21 protein-coding genes and 1 pseudogene are annotated in these 23004 nt (G+C 60.9%); 8 read left to right on the top strand and 14 right to left on the bottom strand.

Features of this window, described 5'->3' with window-relative positions:
- Positions 1-64: 64 nt before the first annotated feature.
- Both KDW95_RS19485 and KDW95_RS19480 read right to left on the bottom strand, forming a co-directional pair.
- Entirely contained in the window at positions 65-1507 is a 1443-nt protein-coding gene (locus KDW95_RS19485; RefSeq protein WP_255853434.1) for an MmgE/PrpD family protein, read from the bottom strand.
- 84 nt (positions 1508-1591) lie between these two features.
- Positions 1592-2266, bottom strand: a complete 675-nt coding sequence (locus KDW95_RS19480; RefSeq protein WP_255853433.1) for a GntR family transcriptional regulator — start codon at positions 2264-2266, stop codon at positions 1592-1594.
- A gap of 145 nt (positions 2267-2411) precedes the next feature.
- Between KDW95_RS19480 and KDW95_RS19475 the strand changes: the two genes are divergently transcribed.
- On the top strand, positions 2412-3170 hold the full coding sequence (locus KDW95_RS19475; protein WP_255853432.1) for a sulfite exporter TauE/SafE family protein: 759 nt from the start codon (positions 2412-2414) through the stop codon (positions 3168-3170).
- A gap of 161 nt (positions 3171-3331) precedes the next feature.
- Here KDW95_RS19475 and KDW95_RS19470 read toward each other — a convergent pair.
- From KDW95_RS19470 to KDW95_RS19460, 3 genes and pseudogenes are all read right to left on the bottom strand, one after another.
- Positions 3332-4024, bottom strand: a pseudogene (locus KDW95_RS19470) (IS6 family transposase).
- Positions 4025-4081: 57 nt separating this feature from the next.
- Positions 4082-4999, bottom strand: coding sequence for a TIGR03571 family LLM class oxidoreductase (locus tag KDW95_RS19465; protein ID WP_255853431.1), 918 nt, complete (start codon positions 4997-4999; stop codon positions 4082-4084).
- A 45-nt stretch (positions 5000-5044) separates the two neighbouring features.
- The gene (locus KDW95_RS19460) at positions 5045-6220 is read right to left on the bottom strand and encodes an MFS transporter (RefSeq protein WP_255853430.1); all 1176 of its coding nucleotides are present in this window, start codon (positions 6218-6220) and stop codon (positions 5045-5047) included.
- A 90-nt stretch (positions 6221-6310) separates the two neighbouring features.
- On the opposite strand from KDW95_RS19460, the gene KDW95_RS19455 reads away from it, so the two are divergent.
- Complete coding sequence (locus tag KDW95_RS19455) at positions 6311-7198, top strand: LysR family transcriptional regulator (RefSeq protein WP_441813617.1); 888 nt, start codon at positions 6311-6313, stop codon at positions 7196-7198.
- Positions 7199-7247: 49 nt separating this feature from the next.
- Here KDW95_RS19455 and KDW95_RS19450 read toward each other — a convergent pair whose 3' ends face one another.
- Positions 7248-7460, bottom strand: coding sequence for an AraC family transcriptional regulator (locus tag KDW95_RS19450; RefSeq protein ID WP_255853429.1), 213 nt, complete (start codon positions 7458-7460; stop codon positions 7248-7250).
- Here KDW95_RS19450 and KDW95_RS19445 point away from each other — a divergent pair.
- On the top strand, positions 7435-7776 hold the full coding sequence (locus tag KDW95_RS19445; RefSeq protein WP_255853428.1) for a MarR family winged helix-turn-helix transcriptional regulator: 342 nt from the start codon (positions 7435-7437) through the stop codon (positions 7774-7776). The two genes, KDW95_RS19450 and KDW95_RS19445, sit on opposite strands and share 26 nt — an antisense overlap.
- Before the next feature lie 86 nt (positions 7777-7862).
- Here the strand turns inward: KDW95_RS19445 and codB are convergent, their stop codons facing one another.
- The 3 genes from codB to KDW95_RS19430 form a co-directional block, all read right to left on the bottom strand.
- Positions 7863-9167 carry a cytosine permease gene (codB, locus tag KDW95_RS19440; RefSeq protein ID WP_255853427.1) on the bottom strand — a complete coding sequence of 435 codons (1305 nt, stop codon included), beginning with the start codon at positions 9165-9167 and terminating at the stop codon, positions 7863-7865.
- 140 nt (positions 9168-9307) lie between these two features.
- The gene (locus tag KDW95_RS19435; RefSeq protein ID WP_255853426.1) at positions 9308-10588 is read right to left on the bottom strand and encodes an amidohydrolase family protein; all 1281 of its coding nucleotides are present in this window, start codon (positions 10586-10588) and stop codon (positions 9308-9310) included.
- 575 nt (positions 10589-11163) lie between these two features.
- On the bottom strand, positions 11164-12141 hold the full coding sequence (locus KDW95_RS19430; protein WP_255853425.1) for a YeiH family protein: 978 nt from the start codon (positions 12139-12141) through the stop codon (positions 11164-11166).
- A gap of 94 nt (positions 12142-12235) precedes the next feature.
- Here KDW95_RS19430 and KDW95_RS19425 point away from each other — a divergent pair, with 94 nt between their 5' ends.
- Positions 12236-13141, top strand: coding sequence for a LysR substrate-binding domain-containing protein (locus KDW95_RS19425; protein ID WP_255853424.1), 906 nt, complete (start codon positions 12236-12238; stop codon positions 13139-13141).
- 2 nt (positions 13142-13143) lie between these two features.
- Here KDW95_RS19425 and KDW95_RS19420 read toward each other — a convergent pair whose 3' ends face one another.
- Positions 13144-14025, bottom strand: coding sequence for a LysR family transcriptional regulator (locus tag KDW95_RS19420; RefSeq protein WP_255853423.1), 882 nt, complete (start codon positions 14023-14025; stop codon positions 13144-13146).
- A 110-nt stretch (positions 14026-14135) separates the two neighbouring features.
- On the opposite strand from KDW95_RS19420, the gene KDW95_RS19415 reads away from it, so the two are divergent.
- Complete coding sequence (locus KDW95_RS19415; protein ID WP_255853422.1) at positions 14136-15113, top strand: DMT family transporter; 978 nt, start codon at positions 14136-14138, stop codon at positions 15111-15113.
- A 77-nt stretch (positions 15114-15190) separates the two neighbouring features.
- On the opposite strand, the gene KDW95_RS19410 is transcribed toward KDW95_RS19415, so the two are convergent.
- Entirely contained in the window at positions 15191-16240 is a 1050-nt protein-coding gene (locus tag KDW95_RS19410) for a tartrate dehydrogenase (protein ID WP_255853421.1), read from the bottom strand.
- A gap of 233 nt (positions 16241-16473) precedes the next feature.
- Between KDW95_RS19410 and KDW95_RS19405 the strand changes: the two genes are divergently transcribed.
- Positions 16474-17430: a DUF3179 domain-containing protein gene (locus tag KDW95_RS19405; RefSeq protein WP_255853420.1), complete on the top strand. Its 957-nt coding sequence runs from the start codon at positions 16474-16476 to the stop codon at positions 17428-17430.
- Positions 17431-17503: 73 nt separating this feature from the next.
- On the opposite strand, the gene KDW95_RS19400 is transcribed toward KDW95_RS19405, so the two are convergent.
- The 3 genes from KDW95_RS19400 to KDW95_RS23530 form a co-directional block, all read right to left on the bottom strand.
- Positions 17504-18406: a dienelactone hydrolase family protein gene (locus KDW95_RS19400; RefSeq protein WP_255853419.1), complete on the bottom strand. Its 903-nt coding sequence runs from the start codon at positions 18404-18406 to the stop codon at positions 17504-17506.
- A 323-nt stretch (positions 18407-18729) separates the two neighbouring features.
- Positions 18730-19491: a sulfite exporter TauE/SafE family protein gene (locus KDW95_RS19395; protein ID WP_255856540.1), complete on the bottom strand. Its 762-nt coding sequence runs from the start codon at positions 19489-19491 to the stop codon at positions 18730-18732.
- 261 nt (positions 19492-19752) lie between these two features.
- Entirely contained in the window at positions 19753-20040 is a 288-nt protein-coding gene (locus KDW95_RS23530) for a hypothetical protein (RefSeq protein ID WP_304941565.1), read from the bottom strand.
- 103 nt (positions 20041-20143) lie between these two features.
- Between KDW95_RS23530 and KDW95_RS23525 the strand changes: the two genes are divergently transcribed.
- Both KDW95_RS23525 and KDW95_RS19385 read left to right on the top strand, forming a co-directional pair.
- Positions 20144-20563, top strand: coding sequence for an HD-GYP domain-containing protein (locus KDW95_RS23525; protein WP_304941564.1), 420 nt, complete (start codon positions 20144-20146; stop codon positions 20561-20563).
- A gap of 255 nt (positions 20564-20818) precedes the next feature.
- Complete coding sequence (locus KDW95_RS19385; protein WP_255853418.1) at positions 20819-22879, top strand: TonB-dependent receptor plug domain-containing protein; 2061 nt, start codon at positions 20819-20821, stop codon at positions 22877-22879.
- The last annotated feature ends 125 nt before the right edge of the window (positions 22880-23004 follow it).

The raw sequence follows: 23004 nt of genomic DNA, 5'->3' as shown, positions 1-23004 counted from the left end.
TATTATGTTTTGACGCATCAAGTCGCCGGGAGGCCAGGGTCTCCCGACATTGATTCTTGCTTCGTTAGGCGCGGTCGGGCTGGATCAGCTGGGCAAGCCCGGCAGCGTTGTCCAGCTGCAATACGTTCCAGGCGTCCCTGATCAGGGCGCGGGTCGCATGCTCGTCCAGAGTGCCTTCACAGCAGCCACGTACCTTGGCCTCGACCTCGCTATCCGTCAGTGGATTCTCGGGGCCCCCGCGATAGCGCTCGTCGGCGCTATCCCGCACGCTGGTGCCATCCTTCAGCAGGATTTCGATGTTAGAGCGCATCTTGTCAAAACCCATTGCTTCTATTTCAGGATCGAAGCGGGTCTCGATCTGCCGCTGCATTTTCTGCATGGCATCGCTCTGAACAAAGTCATCTTCGAACTCTACCTTGCCCGCCTTGCCATTGATCGCCACCATCGCCAGAACCGCAGGCAGGGAGAACTTGGCTTCAAGGTGGTTGCTGGCGATGGGATAACGGATAGGGTTGAGAATGTTGGAACCTGCACGAACGATTACTCGTTCGATCGCTTCGGCGGCGATATTGTTCTCTTTGACCAGCTTGACCATCAGATCGATGGTCGGGTGGGTCAGTACGCCGCAGGGGTACGGCTTGATGCTGACGCCGGGTTCGACGATAGACCAGGGCTGGCCGAATGTCTCTGTGCCAAGTTTCTGATGCGTTACGCCACCGCCCTGCACGGCAAAGAAACCCCAGGGACCGTCCAGCGCCGCCTTGTCTGCACTAAAACCCTTGGCGGCCATCAATGCCGCGGTCACACCGTTTTCAGCGGCACGACCGACATGCAGCGGCTTGGTCATGGTACCGAAGTTGCAGCGGATGCCCGCGGCGAAAGAGGCGGCAAGGCCAAGACCGTGTCGCAGCTGATCACCTTCAAGCCCCATCAACTTGGCGGCCGAAGCAAAGGCGCCGAAGGTGCCAACGGTACCGCTGGAGTGAAAGCCGCTCTTGTAGTGCTGGGAAAACATCCATTCGGAAATTTTGGCTTCCACTTCGAAGCCGGTCAGGAAAGCCAACATAAAGTCACGCCCGGAGACTTTTTCGAGCTTCTGAGCAACCGTCAGGGTCGCCGTCAGTGGCGGGATGGTGGGGTGGGTTAGCAGACCGTATACGTGGTCGGGATCCTTGCTGACCTGAGAGTCATCCCAATCATGGGCGTGACCGGCTGTACCCAATACCCGCGCGGCGAGGGGGGCCGGTACATGCAGGTCTCCCCTTCCGAGCAGCAAGGCTTCCGGGGTTCCCCCGGTCTCGGCGGCCAATTCTGCCTGGATCCTTGCCGTTTCGTGATCGCTGCCGGCAACGTAGAGGCCAAGTCCGTCGAGCAGGCAGCGTGTGCCTATACGCAAGGCTTCTGCCGGAATCTGGTCAAAGGTTACCTGCTCGATAAAAGAAGCCGCATCTTCGGTGATATGGCTGTTCTCGGGTACATCCGCAAAAGGGTTTTGTTGGATTGACATTGAATCCTCTCCTCCGTCGTCTGTCGTCTGTCGACAGCTGTGTGTATAAAAAAACGAGGGGGTGATTAAACCGCCTCGTGCTGTTTAGACCTTTGTTGCCAGCAGGACCCCTTTGGCCTCTTCGACATGGCTGCGTGCCAGTTGGCTCCCAAGTTGCGCATCTCGGTTCTGGATTGCAGCGAATATTCCTTCGTGCTGCGACAGTGAGCGCTGCAGCCGGTCCGGCTGGGAAAGCGTTTTTTGGCGAAACAGGGAAAGCTTTTTGAACACCACCTCATAGAGGTCGATCAGCGCCGCGCTGCCTGCCAGTTGCACAATCTGGTGGTGAAATTTCAGGTTGGTGGCAAAGTATTCGGTCGATTCGTGACGGGCAGCAAAGCTGCGCATTTGCTCGACCAGTAACCCCAGCCCTGCAATGCCTTCACTGCTCGCATTCTGGCTCGCTTTCTCTGCCGCCAATGCGTCAAGGACCCCGCGAAGCTCATAGAGCTCAAGTGCTTCTTCAAGGTTGACCTGGCGTACATAGGAGCCCTTGCCAACCCGGTTTTCCACCATGCCGTACTGGGCGAGCTGCCGGCAGGCCTCCCGTATCGGTGCGCGACTGATCTTGAGGGTATTTGACAGATAGCTCTCGTTAATACGCTCGCCGGGCAGAAGCTCACCGCTGAGAATCATTTGTTCCAGCTGCTCTTCCACGGCCCTGCTCAAGGATTGGCTCTTGAGGTCTTGCAACCTGTTGGTGAAGAGTTGCTGTTCCATTTGATGCTCGCTTGTTGTCAGTCGTCTGTCGACAGGTTACTTTCTTGACACTCGTTTTGTAAACCGTTTTTTCATCCTGGCGCCGTCACAGAGGCGCCGCTGCCCGGCAATTACAGGCCTAACTAGCTTATATAAAAGGAATTTAATGGAAACCTTATCGTCGTTTTTTCTGGCGCAGGTCGATGCATCCACTCTGATAACCCTGATGCTCACCAGCGTCTTCACCTCTTTGGTATCTGCGCTGGTCGGTTTCGGTGGCGGTGTACTGCTGCTGACTGTGATGGCGACCCTCATCAGCCCAGCCGACCTGATCGCCGTCCACGGCCTGGTACAGATGGGCTCCAACGCCAGCCGGATCTGTGCCTACCGCCGCGATCTGTCGCTCTCGTTTACCCGAATATTCCTGATCGGTGGGCTCGCGGGCGCGATGGCGGCGGCACTGGTGGTCAGCCAACTACCGCCCAGCTTGCTGCTGACATCCGTCGCTATCTTTGTGCTGATTTCAGCATGGTTGCCGACAGGTATTCCCATCAGGGAAACGCCCAGGCAAATATTCTGTACCGGGGCCGGTCTGACCTTCCTGTCGCTGTTTGTAGGGGCAACCGGGCCCATGATGGCGTCAGTGCTACGCGGACTGAATTACGCCAAGGCGACCTTCGTGGGAACGATGGCGGTCTGCCTGCTGGGTCAGAACCTGCTGAAGACCGCGGTCTTTGGCTCACTCGGATTCAATCCGCTGCAGTGGATGCCGGTCGTGCTGGCGATGATCCTGGCAGGAATAACAGGGACCTGGATCGGATCCCGGTTGCTGGGGAGGCTGAATGAAGCACGCTTCGGGCTGGTCTTGAAGTGGACCATGACCCTGATCGCGCTGAAATTGCTATGGCAGTCGCTCATGCCGTGAAACCCGGTAAAGCGGGTGACAGAAGCGGGGGTCACTTTTCAGCGCTGAATTCCCGCTCACCATACTGACGGCGTCATGTTTGCGCCCTGCATCTGGCGGGGCACTGTCAACTTACTGCCAGCAGGTGCACTTAATTGATGATTCAAGCATGGAAACTGCCTTCACACCGCTTTTCGGGCACAGGTCGCAAAGGCTCGGTCACGAAACAGCCGATAGTGGGCCGCTTTTAGCTGATGACGACCGACGCGAAACAGATTATTGATCGGGCCATGGGCGGAGAGAAAACGTTGCGCCTGCCCATGTGATTTGAAACGCCGCATCTGTCGCTCCCGTTACCGGGTCGGCTGATGGGAAACCTCGGCCCGGTTGTTCAACCGTCCGCCTTGGCTATGTATGACAGAGGGCATGACCTCTTTGCGGGCGGCTCCATAACTGCGCAACTTGTCGGTGACAATGCGCCTCGGAGCTTGGCATTCCCCCTTTAGAAATTTACGGAAGAATGCCTTGGCAGCGCACTTATCACGCCGCTTTTGTACCAGGATATCGAGCACGTCGCCGTCCTGATCAACCGCCTGCCAGAGGTAATACCGCGTACCGCGGATGGTGATAAACACCTCGTCCAGATACCAGGTATCCCCCAGCCTCCCCTGCCGGCGCCGAAGGGCGTTGGCAAAGCGCTGACCGAACTTGAGGCACCACTGGCGCACTGTTTCATAGGTCACCTTGATGCCCCGCGCAGCTAGCAGTTCCTCGACATCGCGGTAACTCAGGGCGAAACGGTAGTACAGCCAGACGGCGTGACTGATGATTTCGTTGGGATAGCGGTGACCTGAGGGTTTGTTGGGTGCTTTCATCAGGGGATTATATCGCGCCCCTGATGGCCGTGGTTAAGTTGACAGTACCCATGCAGCTTACTGGGAATGGAACAGGGGCAGCACCTGGGCGGCAATTTCATCCAGGGTTTCGGCCAGCGGTCGCTCGTTGCGCCGAAAATGCAAACCAATATGATCCACACCGGCGGCTTGCATCTGATTCAGCTCCTCGATCAGGCCCTGCACACCGGTACTGAGCCCGAAACGGTGACGCCGGACAGGCGCCTGTGGGTCCTCCTGCAGATCCAGATGGATAAAGCTGACATACGGCTTGTCCCCTGCAACCTCTCGCCAGAGCCCGACCCGGCGCTCATGGTCCGCCGGCGTACCGGGATAGGCCAGCCAGCCGTCGAGCTGCTCGCCAACCCAGGCGGGTGACTGCTGCGCCAAACCGGCCACCAGCAACGGCGGTGTCACGCCAGCGGGCAGAATGGCCTGTCCCTCGCCTAGCTGAGTGTCCTGCTGGCCCTTGAGTACCGCGATACTGTCGCGAAAAAGCTGGCCACGGGATTGATAGTCAACCCCGAACAGCGGGTATTCGCTCGGCCGGTCCCCACTGGCGACACCCAGCAGCAGTCGGTCGCCGCTCAGAGCCTGCACCGTGGCCGCAGCCTTGCGCACCAGCCAGGGCTGGCGCAGGGGCAGCACAACCGCCGCTGTCCCCAGCAGGATATTGTCGGTCTGTCCGGCCAGGTAGCCCAGGTAGGTAAAGGCTTCAAACACCTGGGCGGCATCACCGAATGCCGGGTCATACAATGGCACATCCCGCACCCAGGCCGCCCGGAAACCGAGCCGATCCGCCTGCTGTATCAACTTGAGATGGGCACTCATGTCGGGTACACCGAAGGGGCGGTCATCGCGGTCACGACGCCGCACACCGTCCGCCGACCAGTCATTATCCAACGGCAGTTCCACGCCGATGGAGAGCCCTGCACAGGCTAGTTTGCTAATACTCATGGCACACTCCTGGGCGGGGCATTGGCCCCGCCGGCTTGCTGAAGGTCAAACAGTCTGTAATTGGTGGCGCTTGTCGAGGGCGCCGGACAGCCGGGTCAGCAGCAGCGCCAGTACCACGATCAGCGCACCGATCCAGGGGGTATCCATCAGCGACATGCCATCGATGATGGCGCCGCCCATCAGCGAGCCGAGTGCAATGCCGACATTGAAGGCGGCGATATTGAGGCCGGATGCCACATCCACGGCCTGTGGTGTGTACCTTTCGGCCAGCTGCACGACGTACACCTGAAGGCCAGGCACGTTACCAAAGGCAAAGGCGCCCCAGATCAAGACCGTCAGCACCGCGGTCACCGGGTTGCCGGCCGTGAAGGTAAAGGCCAGCAGCACCAGCGCCAGTGCGGTAAACATGATGTAGAGTGCTTTTATCGGCCCCAGCCGGTCGGCAAGACGACCGCCCCAGATGTTACCCACCGCCACGGATACGCCGTACACCAGCATGATCAGACTGATAAAACTGGATTCAAAGCCGGAAACCTGCTCCAGGATAGGCACCAGGTAGGTAAAGGCGACAAAGGTTCCACCGTAGCCTACGGCTGTCATTGCATAGACCAGGAGCAGGCGCGGCTGGGTCAGCACACTGAGCTGCTGCGAGAGGGTGGCAGGTACCGCCTTCTTGAGGTTGGACGGCACCAGCAGCGCACTGCCGATCAGGGCGACCAGCCCAAGCGCCGAGACGACCAGGAAGGTGGCGTTCCAGCCAAAGTTCTGACCGATCCAGGTCCCCAGCGGTACGCCGGTCACCAGCGCCACGGTCAGGCCGGTAAACATGATGGCGATGGCACTGGCTTCCTTCTCTTTGGGCACGAGACTGGTCGCAATGGTCGAGCCAATGGAGAAAAAGACCCCGTGGGCCAGGCCGGTGAGTATCCGTGCCGTAATCAACGAGCCGTAGTTGGGTGCCATCCAGGCCAGCAGGTTGCCGATCACGAACAGCGACATGATGGTCAGCAGCACCGCCTTGCGGTTCCAGCGGCCGGTCAGTGCCGTCAGCACAGGTGCGCCAATAGCGACCCCGAGCGCATAGAGGCTGACCAGCAGGCCAGCGGAGGGCAGCGAGACGCCCATGTCTTGGGCGATGGTGGGCACCAGTCCGACGATGACAAACTCGGTGGTGCCAATTGCAAATGCGCTTAGCGTAAGCGCAAGCAGAGCAAGGGGCATGACAAACTCCTCTGGGTTCAGGTTGCGGAGGAGTATGCCCGGTGATATTTTTCTAAAAAATATCACTAATCACAAAGTACTTTTACACTTATGACAATAATCTCCCGTACAGACGACCTGGAGATACTGCTCGCAGTGATCGACAGCGGTGGCTTCTCGGCCGCGGCCCGGCAGCTGGACCTGCAGGTCGCCCGGGTCTCCCGTGCCGTGACGCGCCTGGAAAACGAACTGGACTGCACCCTGCTCAATCGCACGACCCGGCGCATTGAGCTGACCGAAGAGGGCCGGCTGTTTATAGAGGCCGCACGCGCCGGGCTGGACCGGCTGGCGGAGGCGGAAGACCTGTTGCGCACCCTGAAAGGGACGCCCTCGGGCAGGCTGCGGGTGGATGCCGCCACCCCCTTTCTCCTGCACCAGCTGGTACCGCTGACGGGCGGTTTTCGGGCCAGCTACCCCGAGGTTCAGCTGGAACTGATGACCAGCGAGAGCATCATCGACCTGATCGAGCGGCGCACCGATGTCGCCATCCGCATCGGCGAGCTGAGCGATTCCAACCTGCACGCCCGCGTACTCGGTCGCAGCCCGCTGCATATCGTTGCCAGCCCGGACTACCTGAAAAGTGCCGGTATCCCCGCAACCCCCGCTGAGCTACAGTCCCACGACCTGATCGGTTTTGCCGAAACGCCCAGCCTGAATCGCTGGCCTCTGGCCGAGCCTCTCGAGATCCAGCCGAGCCTCTGCGCCAGCAGCGGCGAAACCATACGCCAGCTCTGCCTGGCCGGTCAGGGCATCGCCCTGCTCTCCCGCTTCATGATCGCGGAGGACCTGGCGCAGGGCCGGCTGATCACAATCCTTGAGCACGAAATGGTCAGCCCCAACCGGCGCGAACGGGTACAGGCGGTGTACTACAGAAATACGGCGCTTTCGTCGCGTATCTCGGCCTATCTCGACTATATAGAGCCCCGGCTGACGCTGTAGCACGCAGCGAACCTCAGTAGCAGCCGTTAACCACGGCAATGAATCTGGATTACGGAAATTCGCGTATGTACTCCGTCGGGGTGCAATCCAGAAAGCGCTGAAAGCCGTTCTGCAGCGTGCGTGCGGTGACCCCCACACAGCAGGCCAGGTCCGCCAGGCTGATACTCTCGCCCAGGTGCGCATCTATAGAGTCCCGCGCCTGGTCCACAATGGAGCGGGTACTGAAGAAAATCGATATGGATGTGCCGCGCTGGCGCATCATGATGATTCTGATGGAACAGCACCGCCTCAGCATCTCGGAGATTGCCGACCAGGCCGTATCCAAGCTACCCACCGCCACCAAGATCCTCTACCGCATGCGTGACCAGGGGCTGATCGAGCTGATCACCTCGCCCACCGACGGGCGCGTGACCCTGGCATCCATGACACCGCAGGGGCGCGAGCGCCTGGAGCTGGTGCGTGAATCGGTGAGCGGTATCTTCAAGCGCTGCTTCCAGGGGCTGACCGCCGCCCAGATCAAGCGACTCAACGGATTGCTGGAGCAATTGCACGGCAACATGCTGACCCTGCGGGACTGAGCCCGACGGGCCGCGTTCGACATAAACGCAGCGGGGAGACAGTAAGGGCTGAGGGCGACTGCAGACCCCCAGCCCGGAAGGACTCTTTAGCTGCGGGCAGCACTGCCCAGGGCTGCCGCGTCCTTGCGGTATATCACCTTGTAAAACAGCACCTGGGCGACCATCGCAGTGAGGATCGCGTTCAGCGGGGCGATACTGAAAAGACCGTCATCGGGCGACAGTACCGACACGCAGATGGCGCAAGCCCAGGCAGCCATGGCAGCCCAGTTGATGCGCTTGAAATCGCAGCCTGCGGGGGCGGGATAGTGCGCCTTGCAGCGCAGGTAAAAGTCGCCAATGATGATGCCGCCGATCGGGGGCAGCGACACGCTCAGGAACACCAGCCAGCTGACGAAGTTGTTGTACAGGAAGTCCGCCAGCAGCGTCCCCACGGCACCGGCGGCCAGCACCAGGTGCACCCGTTTCAGGCCGGTAATATTGGTCAGGCCCAGACCTGCGGCGTAGAGCGCGTTGTCGTTGGTGGTCCAGATATTGAGCACCAGCAGCGCAATGCCCGCCCCCAGCAACCCCTGGTACGCCAGCACCTCGGCAATATCCGCCATGCCGGTTGCGGTCGCACCGACAGCACCAAAGACGAACATCAGGCTGTTGCCAAAGGTGAAGCCGATCAGGGTGGCGATAACGCCGACACGGCGGTTCCTGGCGTAGCGCACGAAGTCCGGCGTCAGCGTGGCGCCACTGATAAAGGACCCTACCGCCAGGGCAATGCCCACAGCCATGCTCATGCTTTGCGCCGGATTCAGGCTCATCAGCGTATCCAGGCCACCCTCGGTATCCGATATCGCCGTGGCGACGGAAGTAAAGCCCAGAATCAGAATCGCGGGCACCGCAATGGCGCTGAGCCATTCAATCGCCTTGAACCCCACCACAACGGTATAGGTCATGACGATCCCGCCGCCCAGGATCAATGGCAGGTTGGGAATGTCCATGAACTTGTTGATAGGGTAGGCAAACATCGCGACCCCGACGCCGAACCAGCCGATCTGCGTAATCGCCAGCATCATGGATGGCAGCTTCGAACCCAGGCTGCCAAAGGCATAGCGGGCCAGTATATGGGTCGAAAGGTTGGTTTTCGCCGCCGCATAGCCGAGCAGCGCACCGTAGGCCCCCAGAATCAGGTTGCCGGCCAGAATCACGATAATAAGGTCAGGCCAGAGTCTGAAGCCCTGCCCCAGGGTGCCGCCGGTCCACATGCTGGCGGCGAAAAAGGTAAACCCCAGCATGACCGCCGACATGGACAGCAGGCCACGGCGGGAATGTTCCGGGACGGGGGTTAGTGCATAGTCATCATGTGCAGCAGCATAATTGTTATTTTCTTGCCGATCAGACATTGAAATGCCTCCTCTTTGGGATACTGGGCGCCACCGTCTTGCCGGCGACGCCACCGGGTTCTTGCGTTTGGTCTATCGAGACAACCTCGCTGAAAAATGCGCCTGGTGCCGGCCTCGCTATAAAAACCGGCCCGCGGGCACTAAAAGAGCCCCTTGGAAAAATGGATATCCGTGGTCGAATCTTCCAGCATGACCCGGGGCACGGCGGCCGGCGTTTTGGCGATCACCCTGCCACGACGAATCACGTAGAGCCGTGCCGGGCGCAGTTGCAGCGCTTCGACAACGCTGCTGGCCTGCAGAATCACCAGGTCGGCGGGCTTGCCCACATCCAGGCCGTAATCCTGTAACCCAAGGGCCCTGGCACCGTTTTCGGTCACCGCGGCAAAGGCCTGCGACATCGCGTCCAGGCCCGTCATTTGGGCCACGTGCGCGCCCATGTGGGCCACATCCAGCATGTCGTGGCTGCCATAGCTGTACCAGGGGTCCATCACGCAATCGTGGCCAAAGGCGACATTGATACCCGCCTGCAGCATCTCCGGCACCCGCGTCATGCCACGGCGCCTGGGGTAGGTATCGTGACGCCCCTGCAGGGTGATATTGATCAGTGGATTGGCAATGGCATGCACGCCGGATTCGCGCATCAGCGGCAGCAGCTTGCTGACGTAGTAGTTGTCCATGGAGTGCATCGAGGTCAGGTGGGAGCCACAGACCCGCCCCTCCAGCCCCAGCCGCCGGCTTTCTGCGGCCAGCACCTCAATATGGCGGGACAGCGGGTCATCGCTCTCGTCGCAGTGCATGTCGACGCGCAGCCCGCGCTGCGCGGCGATTTCGCACAGGGCCCTGACCGAGGCAGCCCCCTCCGCCATGGTGCGCTCGAAATGCGGAATCCCGCCCACCACATCCACCCCCTTGTCGAGCGCCCGCAGCAGGTTTTCATGGGAACGGGGGTAACGGTAGTAACCGTCTTGGGGGAAGGCCACCAGCTGCAGATCGATGTAAGGTTTCATCTCCTCACGCACTTCCAGCAGGGCCTCCACGGCCAGCAGGCGGTCGTCGCAGATATCCACATGACTGCGAATCGCCAGGGTGCCGCGGGCGATGGACCAGCGGCACATTTCCAGCGCCCGCGCCTTGATGGCCTCCACCGTTAGCTGAGGCTTTAGCTCGCCCCACAGGGCGATGCCCTCCAGCAGGGTTCCGCTGGCGTTCAGGCGCGGCTGACCCACGCTGAGCGCCGAGTCCAGGTGAAAGTGGCTGTCGACGAAGGGCGCTGTTGCCAGCTGCCCCCGGCCATCGATTTCTGTCACGGCCGGCGCCGCAATGGCGGCGGAAATTTCAACGATACGCCCGCCCCGGATGGCGATATCTGCGCCTTTGCGGCCATCGGGCAGGTTGACGTTGCGCACGAGCATATCCAGCATGCTGAACTCCTTGAGGTATTAACGGGCGATCTCGAATTACCGTCCTGCGTTCGGATCTGAAGGCAGCGCCACGGACGGTAAAATTCAGGCAAGAAGGGGGCCAATCCCGGGGTTACAGCCGCGCAGCATTAACAACAGGCGCGCGCAGGCATCACCCGGCGGATGAGCAGGTGCAGAGGATCAGGACTTGATAAGAGCGAACAGGCAGCTTTGTTGCTGATTAAACAGGTGGATGGACAGCAAGGAAGGGGGACGCACACACAGGCTGTGGCCGCAGGTTTCGGACAGGCTAGCCCGGCAACAGGCCAGCAGGACAGACAGCGGCTTGATGGCGGCAGCGACCAACTGGCCGCCAAACGCCAGTACGCGATAGCGCCCAGGACGCTGACAGGATGCAGGGGATCGCACTCTGGTGCCAACCATGATCAGGACCTTTTTATTGTTTTGCCTGCGTTTGGAGTCCAGAAACATAGCAGTAATTTTACCAGACGGTCAACCTCCTGATTGACCCGGCCCGCAGGCCCAGAGAATTCAACAGCGGGAACCTGGCCAGCGGCCCCGGCTCCCGTTGCAGCTCAGCCATAAAACAGCACATTCAGGCCAAAACCACCCAGCATCAGCACCACGAAGAGCACCAGTGACAGCGCCAGCGGCTTGATGCCAGCCTGGCGAATGGTGGCCCAGCGGGTCTTGATGCCCAGTGCCGCCATGGCGATGGCCAGGCTCAGCTGAGACGCCAGCTGCAGTCCTTCCAGCACAATCGCTGGCAGCATCAGCACACTGTTGAGTGCCGCCGTGGCAATAAACCCGAAGACGAACCAGGGAATGGGTACCGGTCGGCGCTCACCGCTGTCGCTGGCCTGGCGAAAGTACAGGCTGCCCAGAGCGATGACGACCGGCGCCAGCAACATGACGCGAATCAGCTTGGCCACAACGGCATTCTGCATGGCCTCCCCGCCAATGGACTGCCCGGCCGCCACGGCCTGCGCCACTTCATGCACCGTGCTGCCGATATAGATACCGAAGAGTGACGGATCCATGCCAACGAAACTGTAAATAACCGGATAACTGAACATCGCCAGGGTACCGAACAGCACCACGGTGGCCACCGCCACGGTGACATCCCGCTCCTTGGCGCGAATGACCGGCTCGGTCGCCATGATGGCGGCGGCGCCGCAGATCGCGCTGCCCACCGAGGTCAGGATGGCGACTTCCCGCGGCAGGCGAAACAGCCTGATACCCACAAAAATACCCAGCGACAGCACCACGGCTATAACGATCATGTCGAGCAGGATGGCCTGATACCCCACCGCCGCGATCTGCTGAAAGCTGAGGTTAAAGCCGAACAGGATAATCCCCAGGCGCAGCAGCTTTTGCTGGCTGAACGCCAGCACGGCGGCATCGCGGCCCTTGTTTTCAGGCTGCGCGACGTTGCCATAGGTGATGCCCATCAGGATCGCCAGCGGCAGTGCGCTCAGGCCGATCGCGGCGAAGGATTCGGTTTGCGCCAGCGCCGTCGCGGCAACGGCAATAAGCAATAGTCGAATGAGCATGCAGTCGTCCCCTTATTCCAGTTAGGGAGGACTTTATAATCGAGAAAACTATAAGTATATTGGATTTTACTTACATAACAGTTAAGAAAAACAGATGAATCTAAGCCTGCGGCAATTGCGACTGTTTGAAGCCACCGTACGCCTGGGCCGGCTAGGGCTGGCCGCGCAGGAGCAAGCCATCAGCCAGTCAGCCGCCAGCCAGGCCCTCAAGGAACTGGAGCGCGCCCTGGGATACAGCGTGCTGGAGCGTGTCGGCCGCGAGCTGGTCGTCACCGATGCGGGGCAAACCATACTGCCCCGGGTGCGCCAGATACTCAACCTGAGCGACAGTCTGACCCAGCCGGATGACCGCCGTATCGCCGGCATTCTGCGCATCGCCGCCAGCGTCACCATCGCCAGTTACCTGCTGCCCGGGATGATCGCGCGGTTTCGCCGCCAGCACCCCGACGCCGACGCCAAGCTGGAAATCACCAACACCGAAGGTGTGCTGAGCCGGCTCGAAAAAGGCCAGGCCCAGCTGGGCCTGATCGAGGGCCCGGCCCTGCACCCCAGTCTCGACATCGTGCCCTGGCGCTCGGACCAGCTGGTAGTGTTCTGTGGACCCGACCACCCGCTGGCGCGCAAAAGCCCGCTGGACACCAACCTGCTGGCGGATCAGGAGTGGATCTTGCGCGAGGCCGGTTCCGGCACCCGTGCGGTACTGGATGCAGCGATGCAGGCACAGGGCCTGAAACCGCGCGTAGCGCTGGAGCTGACCCGGCACGAAGCCATCAAGCAGTCCGTCCGTGCAGGCCTGGGGATCGGTTGCCTGTCGGGCCTGATCATTGCCGACGAAGTCGCCGCCGGCCAGTTGATCCCGCTGGAAACCGCCCTCAATCTGACCCGGCGTTTCTCCTGGGTCTGTTCGCCGGAACATCGCAACCATGCCCTGATTCAGGCGCTGCTGCCGCAATTAAAGGCGCCGCAACTCAAGGATCCGGCCGCAAGTGGCGACCTGTAATATCAGCCTTGCGTGAGTCCCGGCGCTTGCCGCGCCGCAAAGCCCTGGCGTATGTGCCGCGCCAGCTCCCGCGCGATGAGCGAACTGCCGGAGGCCGGCATCCGCAGGTTGATATAACAGGCGGGCAGCGCCGGCAGGCCGACATCCTTGCTGATGGCGGTCAGGTTATCCGGCACCAGGGATGACAGGTAGGGTGCAATCGCCATATCCGCTTCAATGGTCGCCAGTATCGATTCCAGGTTACCGACGCTGCACACCGCCAGCCAGTCGATCTGCGCCCGGTTCAGAGCCTCCAGCGCCAGGCTTCTGAATGCACAAAACTCGGACCCCAGGGATACCGGCAGCGGTGTCCGGTAGCAGGCCTCGCCACCCTGCGCCCCCATCCACTCCAGCCGGTCACTCAATAACAGGGCATCGTCTTTGCCCGGCTGACCTTCGGTGGTGAGCGTCAGGTCCAGCTCACCCTGCTTTAACGCCGCCAGCAGGGTATCGGTCATGTCGCTCACCAGGGTCAGCCTGACCTCGGGATGCTCGCGACTGAAGCGCCGCATGATGGTCGGCATGATCGGCCGGATGATATCCAGCGGCACGCCCAGGCGAATCTCGCCGGTGTAGGCCGGCTTGGTCATCAGCTGCCAGGTTTCATCATTCAGGGCGATCAGGCGATAGGCCCGCGCCATCAGGCGCTCACCCTCGGGCGTCAGCCGGACCCGCTTGTTTTCACGCTCGAACAGCGGCGCCTCGAACAATGCCTCCAGGCGCCGGATATGCTGGCTGACCGCGCCCTGGGTCAGGTTCAGCGCCCGGGCGGCCGACGTCATCCCGCCGGATTCGGCAACGGCAAGGAAGGTGCGAACAAGACTGATATTGATATCGCGAGCCATGACTTTACTATTACAGACCCTAATTAATTCTATAAACAATCTTCGTTTTCATAATACACAGTGCCGGCGTATAACAGCAACAGTTACCCCAACTGGCCAGGTACAACACCATGATGATGCGTACACCTTCACTCTATCTGATGACGGTCTTTATCTGGGGCTCCACCTTTTTTGCGATCAAGTTGCAGCTGGGCACAGTGGCACCGGAGGTCTCCGTCGCCTATCGCTTTGCGCTCGCCGCGGCCATTCTGCTGCTCTGGTGCTGGTTGAGGAAGCTGCCCATGCGCTTCAGCCTGCAGCAGCATCTGTGGATACTGGCCCAGGGGCTGACGCTGTTTGGGCTCAATTACATGCTGGTGTACTGGGCCAGCAAGGATCTGACCAGCGGCCTGATTGCCGTGGTGTTTTCCACCATAGTGCTGATGAATATCGCCAATGCGGCGCTGTTCTTTGGCAAGCGCCCTACCCCTTCCGTGCTGGCCGGTGCACTGTTCGGGCTGATGGGAATCGGCCTGGTCTTCCTGCCCGAATTTTCCCAGCTGGATGCCGACGGTACCGCCGTGCAGGGCATGCTGCTAAGCCTGCTGGGTACGCTGGTCGCCTCGATTGGCAACATGATTTCGACGCGAAACCAGCAAATGCGCCTTCCCGTGGTCCAGACCAACGCCTATGGCATGGTCTACGGCGCCCTGGCGCTTGGCCTGATCGCCCTCGCCCAGGGCCAACCCTTCAGCTACGAGCTGAGCTGGCGCTATACCGGCTCCCTGCTGTACCTGGCCCTGTTCGGCTCGGTGCTGGCATTTGGCTGTTTCCTGACCCTGCTCGGGCGCATCGGTGCCGATCGGGCCGCCTACACCATGGTCTTGTTTCCCATCGTCGCGCTGGGGGTTTCAACCCTTTTCGAGGGTTACCAGTGGACACCCGAAGCCCTGCTCGGCGTGGCGCTGGTCTTTAGCGGCAACCTGCTGATACTGATGCCGCGCGCGCAGCTCGCGCGTTTACGCCAGTATCTGACGGCGCCCCGGCACGGCCTCGGCGCGAACGCCTGTCACAAGCAGCACGGCTGCGCCGGCAAAAGCCCGGAATAAGCACGCCATCAGCAGGCAGCACGCACTATACAAAACGGGGCCCGCAGGCCCCGTTGTAATGTCTGCAGAACGTCGAATCAGAGTGCCGCCTGCACCGCCTGTGCAAGCTGCGCAGTGCTCAGGCTGCCACCCATATCGGGGGTGCCCGCACCGCTGGCCGTGGCCTTCTCGATGGCCGTCATCAAATTTTTGGCCGCGGCGGCTTCGCCCAGGTGCTGCAGCATCAGGGCGCCGGCCCAGAGCGTTGCCAGCGGGTTGGCCAGCCCCTTGCCCACGATATCGGGCGCCGAGCCATGCACCGGCTCGAACATGCCAGGCCCGCCGCTCACCGGGTTGATATTGGCCGACGCCGCAAAGCCGAGGCCACCCTGGATGGCGGCACCGATATCGGTGAGGATGTCACCAAACAGGTTGGATGCAACCACGACATCCAGCGTTTCAGGGTGCGTGATCATGCGGGCGGCGATGGCATCAACATGGTAGCGGGTCACCTGGACATCCGGGTAGTCAGCGGCAACGCGATCAGTCATTTCGTCCCAGAACACCATGCTGTGACGCTGGGCGTTGGACTTGGTGACCGACGCCAGCTTGCCACTACGAAGTCTTGCCCGTTCAAAACCATAACGCAGCACGCGCTCAACCCCTGCGCGGGTAAATATGGAAGTCTCTACCGCCACCTCCAGATCACCACCCTGGTGCACCCGGCCACCGGCGCCGCTGTACTCGCCCTCGGTGTTTTCACGGATACAGAGGATATCGAACGCTTTGTCGGTACGCAGCGGCCCGGTAACCCCCGCCAGCAAGCGGTGCGGACGCTCGTTGACCGACAAATCCAGCCCCTGGCGGATCGCCAGCAGCAGTTCGCGCAGCGAAACGTGATCCGGCACCGTTTCCGGCAGCCCCACCGCGCCAAGATAAATGGCATCGAACGCCCGCAACTGCTCGACACCGTCAGGCGGCATCATGACACCGTGCTCAAGGTAATAGTCACAGGACCAGGGCAAGCAGTCGCCCACAAGGCCAAAATCCTGCTGGTCGGCAACGGCCTGCAACACGGGCCAGGCGGCCTCCATTACTTCGGTACCGATACCGTCCCCCGGCAGCAGCGCAATGCGGTAATTCTTCATGATGATTCCCGGAATTTAATCGTGTGAAAGCCAGCCTACGCCGGCCCGCTGAATAAGGTAACTCAACAAGATTGATAGGTTTGATAATTAACGCTTATGCAGAACCCTCCCCGTCGACCATACTGACCCGGCCTGATACGGGATGGAAGCAAATGGCCAGGCCGTGGTCAAAGACTCCAGACCATCCTTCCCGGCATCGCTACAGGGCCTGAGCCAAAACACGGGAGACGACAATGAAAGCACTGAAACTGCTGTGCCCGGCCATGGCCACTGTGCTGGCGCTGCTGCTGTCCTGTTCAGTGTCGGCACAGCAACTCAATGGCTTCGAACTGGAGGGTGCACTGGTACCGGTCGACGACATTCTGCGCGGCGGTCCGCCCAGGGATGGCATCCCGTCCATCGACGCGCCGCACTTTATCCCGGCCGCACAGGCGGGGGAACTGCGCGATTCGGATTACGTGATGGGGCTGAACCGCAACGGCATCAGCAAGGCCTACCCTATCCGTATCCTCAACTGGCACGAGATCGTCAACGACCGATTCGGGGACGAGCCCGTGGCCATTACCTTCTGTCCGCTGTGTGGCTCCGGCATGGTATTTTTGCGCGAGCAGGCCGGGCGCCCGCTGACCTTTGGCGTGTCGGGCCTGCTCTACAACAGTGACGTGCTGCTGTACGACCGGGAAACCGAGTCGCTCTGGTCCCAGATTGAAGCCCGTGCCCTGACGGGACACTACCGCGGCCAACCCCTGACCCAGGTCGCCGTTGAGCATACGCGCTGGGGCGACTGGCGCCAGCGCCATCCCGACAGCCTGGTGCTGAGCTTCGAGACAGGCTTTGGCCGCAACTATGACACTGATCCCTACGCCGGCTATGCCGAATCAGCCGCCACCTACTTCCCGGTCAAGTTCCGGGCGCTGGGCTTTCATCCGAAGGAGCGCGTGATCGGCCTGGTGCTGAACGGCAAGGCAAAAGCCTGGCCTTTCGTCGAGCTGGGAAAAGCCGATGGGCTGCTGCAGGATCGCCTGGGGGATACCGCGATTGTCGTGCGCTTCGACCCGGAACACGACTCCGCCCGGATCGAAGATAGCCGCGGCCAGCTGCTACCCGCAATCACGCTGTACTGGTTTGCCTGGGCGGCCTTCCACCCGGATACCGAGGTATTCCGCCACCAGGACTCAACCCCCCGCTAAGATGCAGACTTGGGGCATCCGGCGGTAAACCGGACAGAGACCCGCGCAGGCGCGGGTCTCTGCTCATGACCTGTCAGCTCAGCTGGGCTTTGAAAAATTCCAGCGTGCGCTGCCAGGCCTGCTCGGCACGGGCCTCGTCATAACGGGCGGTGGAGTCGTTATGGAAACCATGATTGACGTCAGGATAGACAAAAGCCTCATAGTCAGTATTTGCCGCTTTCAGTGCCTTCTCGTAATCCGGCCAGTAACCATTCACACGCTCATCCAGCGCCGCGAAATGCAACTGCATGGCCGCCTTGATGTTGGCAATATCGGCCTTTGGCGGCGTGCCGTAATAGGGTGCGGCGGCCACGATGGTGTCCGGCAATAACGCCGCTAGCTGGTTACTCAGGTAACCACCGAAGCAGAACCCAACCATGCCGACCTTGCCGGTGCTCAGCTCGTGCGCCTTCAGCAATTTGGCCGCAGCAACGAAGTCGCCTTCGATCTTGCCGCCATCCAGGGTTTTCTGCATGGCTCGACCTTCGTCATCGTTGCCCGGATAGCCCCCCAGCGAAAACAGTGCATCGGGGGCCAGCGCAACGTAGCCCGCTTTCGCAAGACGCCGTGCCACATCTTCGACATAGGGGTTGAGGCCGCGGTTTTCATGGGCCACCAGCACCGCAGGCGCCGGCTTCTCCGCGGAAACGCCTGCCGGAACCACAAGGTAGCCCCGCGCCCGGCCATGCCCGTCCGGCGCATCGAACTCGATATAGCTGGCCTTGATGTCGGGATCATTGAAGGATACCTGCTCCGCCAGCGCGTAGTTCGGTATCAGCGCCCCGGCCACCGCACTCAGGCTTAGCCCTGCAACCCCCAGGGTGCCCAGGCGTTTTAAAAAGGTACGTCGATCAATATCACCGTGGGCGTATTCGTCGTACCAGTCAAAGGCCTGCTGCGGAATCTTGGGGCCGGTCCCATCTACGTTTTCAGTCATTGCCTGCTCCTTGCGGGTTACCGGCCAGACGCCTGGTCGGCACAAAAGATCAACAGAGTGTAGGCCAGGCTCGACCCCAGGGGCCGAGCAACCGGGAAACTTTACATATATTTACATTCAGCCACCGGCCAGGCGCTGACAGTTGCGGCCGGCCACTTGCCGATCACATCAAAGGCGCAAAGATCGATCGTCGGTAAACTGCTTGCTTGCAGGTGGTGAAACAGTCGAGGGGCAGCCACACTGGCACCGATATGCCACAGGCGCAAGTCAGGCATCGCTGTGTGAGCACCTTCTCACCGTGACACACGCCACGGGCCTACCGACTAGAACCATAGGCTGGCACCGTCCCATAGCAGTTTCAGGGCCAGCAGCGTCAGGACCAGCTTGAGCCCCCTGGAAAAGTACTCACTGGGCGTCCGCTCCAGGGCCTTTTTCCCCAGCAGGGTACCGGCAAAGCCGGTGATGATCATCAATAGCACCAGCCCCAGCCAGTCGAAAAACGCAAAGCCGAACAGGCCGAACACCAGCGCCTTCAGGGCATGCTGTACCGCCATCAGCGCGGCCATGGTGCCCACCAGCTCCATGCGCTCGGGCAGGGTATTGCGCAGCGTGGCAATCACAAAGGTGGCGGTCACCCCGACAAACATGCCGACAAAGGCCGTCACCGCTCCCAGCAGTATGCCGGACCTGCCGCCGCCCAGGCGGGTGCGCAGCGGCAGCCAGCAACTGTAAAGGATAAAACTGCCGATAATCAGCTTGAGCCAGTGCGTCGGTATGCTCACCGCAATTTGCCCGCCCAGCACACTGCCGAGCAGGCAGCCCAGCGCAAACCAGCCCACCAGAGGCCAGCGGATATGCTGCTGCATGGTCAGGACACGGCCGAGGTTCGACCCCAGCTGCACGGTGCCGTGTACCGGAATAACGGCAACCGGTGGCATGATATTAGCCATTACGGCAATCAGCACGGCGCCGCCACCCACCCCCATCATGGCCGTCATGGCCGACGTGAGGGCACTGATAGCAATCAGAAAAAGAAACTCTCCCTGCGCCAGCCCGTCGGGCCTCAGCCAGTCCAGTAATTCCATCACACGAAACGCCTCTGCCTAACACCCCGGGGGCGCCCATGCTACCACTGTCGGCGCGGCGAATGGCGCCACGGGGATCACCGGCACCCATAAGTTCAACGCTGGCACTTTTTGACACCGCTTGCCCGAACCGCGGCATATAAACGCTAAACTGCTACCCCAAGGCAGCGGCAACCACCCAAGCCGGTTGCAGCAACACCCGCCGCCTCAAAGCCAGCGCCAGATAGAGAGGGCCGATGCATGCTCACCGGGTTAAAAATGTCAGAACTCTTCAGCGCCCTCAGCCATGCCCTGGATATGACCGAGGGTCAGCCCAGGGGCCACTGCGTGCGCTGCTGCTGGATTGGCATGCATATCGGACGTGAGGTTGGCATGTCGCAGGCCGATCAGTGGGAGCTGTATTACACCCTGCTGCTGAAGGACCTGGGGTGCAGCAGCAATGCCGCGCGCATCTGCCAGCTTTATGCCACCGACGACCTGGGCTTCAAGCACGACTTCAAAACAGTCGACGGCAGCCTGCCCCAGGTACTTCAGTTCGTCATGCGCCATACCGGCCTGAGCGGCAGTCTGGCCGAACGCTTTCGCTCGCTGCTGACCCTGGTGCGCGATGGCTCAGATATTGCCCTGGAGCTGATTCAGACCCGCTGCGAGCATGGTGCGGATATCGCCAGGGAATTACAGTTTTCCGAACAAGCCCGGCAAACTGGGCGACGGCGAATGGGCCCTGGGACGCCAGCACGCCGCCTTTACCGAAGATATCCTGATCCGTATCGGCGCCTTTTCCCATCTGGCCAGGATTGCCGGTGCCCATCATGAACGTCTTGACGGCCAGGGCTACCCCCGCGGCCTCGACGCAACCAGCATCAGCCTGGAAACCCGCATTATCACCACGGCCGACATCTTTGACGCCATTACCGCTGATCGGCCTTACCGCGGCCCCATTCCCACCCCGGCGGCACTGGCCATCATGGAAGCGGAAATTGGCAGTGCCATCGATGCCGACTGTTTCAATGCCCTCAAGGCGGCACTGCGCCTGCTGGAACAGAATAACCTCAGTACCGAACCGGCCTAGCAGCCCCAGTGCCGTTGCCCGGGCACAATTTCGCAGACGCAGCATACGTAGTCCTTAACAGCACCTTTGTGGTACGTTAACGACTCTGAATAACATCGCCGAAATTCGGACCCTGCGCATGCTTGACTGGATACTGACAACCAACGGTTTCATTTTCGAAGCCCTGCTACTGGTTGCCGTTCTGATCTATGTCGGCACACGGATCTGACCTGCGGTCGCCCTGCACTGTTTCACTGAGCATGATGAATAACAGCCATGAAACCCACTAAACCACGCCGGCAGCCCGGTGGCACAGCCTTGATGCTGCTGGTTCTGGCCTCGCCCGGCGTCCTGGCCGACGGGCAGGATCCGGCCATGTTCAGCGAGGCCGACTTCTACGCGGCCATTCCCGAAGTGGTTTCCGCCACGCGCATCACCCAGAAGCTGACCGAGGCGCCGGCCTCCATCAGCCTGATCGATCGCGACATGATCCGCGCCTCCGGGGCGCTGAACATTCCGGACCTGCTGCGCCTGGTGCCGGGTTTCCAGGCATTCCATGTCAACGGCAACAAGTTCGGCGCCACCTATCACGGCGTGAGTGATGACTTTCCCCGCCGCCTCGAGGTGCTGGTGGACGGGCGTTCCGTCTACCTGCCGCTGTTGTCGACGGTCGATTGGAACTCCCTGGGGCTCAGCCTCGATGACATCGAGCGCATCGAGGTGGTACGCGGCTCCAATGTGCCCACCCACGGCTCCAATGCCTTTCTGGGCGCCATCAATATTGTTACCCGCTCCCCCTACAGTGAAACCGGCACCTCGCTCAAGGTACTGGGCGGTTCCCGGGATACCCGCCGCGTGGAAGGCCGCTTCAGCATGCCGCTTGGCAATGCCCAGCTCAGGGTGACCGCCGGCCATGACCAGAACGATGGCAGCGACCGTTTCCAGGACGGCGCACGCAGCGAGTATTTCAACCTCAGTGGCACACTGGCCCCGACCCTGGCAGACACCGTGCTGATGCAGGCTGGTTTCAGCAGTGGTTATGCCGATCGCGGCGATATGGACAGCACGGACAAACCCGTCGTTGCCCGTGATACCAGCGCCAACTACCAGTACCTGCGCTGGAACCATATCGGCGACAATAGCAGCGAGCTCCAGCTGTCGGCCTACCACAATTACCTGGATCTCTCGATTGCGCCCCCCACCGTGGCCGACCTGGTAGAATACGAAGGCCTGCCCGCCGGTTTTGCCGCCGCCCTGCTGGCGCAAAACCCGGACTTCCGTCTGGAAAACGAGCACGGCAAAACCGAACTCTACGATATCGAAGTCCAGCATACCCAACTCCTGATGGCCGACCAGGCCACAGCCGTCTGGGGCCTGGGCTACCGCCAGGAAATAGCCGAAAGCGGCGCGCTGCTGCAGGAGCGGGGGCGAATCAATGAAGAACGCTGGCGCCTGTTCAGCAATCTGGAGCTGGTACCGACCGATGCAGTTACCCTGAACCTGGGCGCCATGCTTGAGAGCAGCACCACCAGCCCCGACAGCCCGAAACTGTCACCAAGACTGGCGCTAAATTACAGGCCCGACAAGCAGTCTGTCATTCGTACGGCCTTTAGCGAGGCCTACCGCATGCCCTCGCTGCTGGAAGAGAATGCCCAGTCAATTCTTTATGACCCGGCGGGCAACGTGCTGGATACCGTCGTCGTCCCTAACTCAGATATTGCTCCCGAGCGCGTCAAGACCGCGGAAATTGGCTATTACCGGGCCTTTCAGGCGATTGCCGGCCATTTTGACCTGCGCGTTTTCGTGGAGGATGTCGACAGCGCCATCAGCAGCTACTGGCTCGAGTACAATGCAGATGCCAGCGACAACCGCGTGCGCTACAGCGCCAACAACGCCTCTTGGCGCAACAGCGGTGCCGAGTTTCAGCTGCGCCTGCAACCCGTCGATCGCTTCTGGCTGCTGTTCAATTACGCCTACCTCAATACCACCGACTACTGGCGCGACTTTGGCACGCCCAAGGGTGGCCTGCTGCGCGCCTCGAAACCCCAGTCGCCGTTACACACGGCCTCCATGCTGCTGAACTACAATGCCGCACCTGGCTGGGATCTCAGCCTGGCGCAGTACTACATGGATGAGGTGGAGTGGGATGAGGGCGGTAACAGGGAGCGCTACAACCGCACCGACCTTCGCCTGGCCAAAGAATGGAGTCTGCCGGCGGGCCAGCGCCTGTCGGGCGCACTGATTTTCCAGAACCTGCTGGGCAACAGGTACTCGGAATTTTACCAGTTTAATGAATTCGACCAACGGACCTATCTGCAACTGCAACTCGAATTCTGATCACCGAGCGACGCGAACGGATACGCTGAATGCAGGCATCGGACAGAGCGACACGACACAGGCATGACTCTCAACCGCGGCGAGCAGGGCCACTGTTACTGGCTTTTTTGCTGCTGTGCATCAGC

The sequence above is a fragment of the Marinobacterium rhizophilum genome (genome assembly GCF_024397915.1).
In the GTDB taxonomy this organism is placed as follows: Bacteria; Pseudomonadota; Gammaproteobacteria; order Pseudomonadales; family Balneatricaceae; genus Marinobacterium_A; species Marinobacterium_A rhizophilum_A.
Note: the sequence above shows the minus strand (reverse complement) of the source record. Positions and strands in the feature narration are given on the sequence as shown.

What these genes read in the sequence shown, in the direction of transcription:
- KDW95_RS19465 (WP_255853431.1), bottom strand. Translation starts at nt 4,999, where the DNA reads ATGAGTATTAGCAAACTAGCCTGTGCAGGGCTCTCCATCGGCGTGGAA.
- KDW95_RS19430 (WP_255853425.1), bottom strand. Translation starts at nt 12,141, where the DNA reads ATGCTCATTCGACTATTGCTTATTGCCGTTGCCGCGACGGCGCTGGCG.
- KDW95_RS19425 (WP_255853424.1), top strand. Translation starts at nt 12,236, where the DNA reads ATGAATCTAAGCCTGCGGCAATTGCGACTGTTTGAAGCCACCGTACGC.
- KDW95_RS19395 (WP_255856540.1), bottom strand. Translation starts at nt 19,491, where the DNA reads ATGGAATTACTGGACTGGCTGAGGCCCGACGGGCTGGCGCAGGGAGAG.
- KDW95_RS19445 (WP_255853428.1), top strand. Translation starts at nt 7,435, where the DNA reads ATGGATGTGCCGCGCTGGCGCATCATGATGATTCTGATGGAACAGCAC.
- KDW95_RS19410 (WP_255853421.1), bottom strand. Translation starts at nt 16,240, where the DNA reads ATGAAGAATTACCGCATTGCGCTGCTGCCGGGGGACGGTATCGGTACC.
- KDW95_RS19475 (WP_255853432.1), top strand. Translation starts at nt 2,412, where the DNA reads ATGGAAACCTTATCGTCGTTTTTTCTGGCGCAGGTCGATGCATCCACT.
- KDW95_RS19460 (WP_255853430.1), bottom strand. Translation starts at nt 6,220, where the DNA reads ATGCCCCTTGCTCTGCTTGCGCTTACGCTAAGCGCATTTGCAATTGGC.
- KDW95_RS19450 (WP_255853429.1), bottom strand. Translation starts at nt 7,460, where the DNA reads ATGATGCGCCAGCGCGGCACATCCATATCGATTTTCTTCAGTACCCGC.
- KDW95_RS19385 (WP_255853418.1), top strand. Translation starts at nt 20,819, where the DNA reads ATGAAACCCACTAAACCACGCCGGCAGCCCGGTGGCACAGCCTTGATG.
- KDW95_RS19455 (WP_441813617.1), top strand. Translation starts at nt 6,311, where the DNA reads ATGACAATAATCTCCCGTACAGACGACCTGGAGATACTGCTCGCAGTG.
- KDW95_RS19435 (WP_255853426.1), bottom strand. Translation starts at nt 10,588, where the DNA reads ATGCTGGATATGCTCGTGCGCAACGTCAACCTGCCCGATGGCCGCAAA.
- KDW95_RS19400 (WP_255853419.1), bottom strand. Translation starts at nt 18,406, where the DNA reads ATGACTGAAAACGTAGATGGGACCGGCCCCAAGATTCCGCAGCAGGCC.
- KDW95_RS19485 (WP_255853434.1), bottom strand. Translation starts at nt 1,507, where the DNA reads ATGTCAATCCAACAAAACCCTTTTGCGGATGTACCCGAGAACAGCCAT.
- KDW95_RS19405 (WP_255853420.1), top strand. Translation starts at nt 16,474, where the DNA reads ATGAAAGCACTGAAACTGCTGTGCCCGGCCATGGCCACTGTGCTGGCG.
- codB (WP_255853427.1), bottom strand. Translation starts at nt 9,167, where the DNA reads ATGTCTGATCGGCAAGAAAATAACAATTATGCTGCTGCACATGATGAC.
- KDW95_RS19420 (WP_255853423.1), bottom strand. Translation starts at nt 14,025, where the DNA reads ATGGCTCGCGATATCAATATCAGTCTTGTTCGCACCTTCCTTGCCGTT.
- KDW95_RS19415 (WP_255853422.1), top strand. Translation starts at nt 14,136, where the DNA reads ATGATGATGCGTACACCTTCACTCTATCTGATGACGGTCTTTATCTGG.
- KDW95_RS23525 (WP_304941564.1), top strand. Translation starts at nt 20,144, where the DNA reads ATGGTGCGGATATCGCCAGGGAATTACAGTTTTCCGAACAAGCCCGGC.
- KDW95_RS19480 (WP_255853433.1), bottom strand. Translation starts at nt 2,266, where the DNA reads ATGGAACAGCAACTCTTCACCAACAGGTTGCAAGACCTCAAGAGCCAA.
- KDW95_RS23530 (WP_304941565.1), bottom strand. Translation starts at nt 20,040, where the DNA reads ATGGCGCATGACGAACTGAAGTACCTGGGGCAGGCTGCCGTCGACTGT.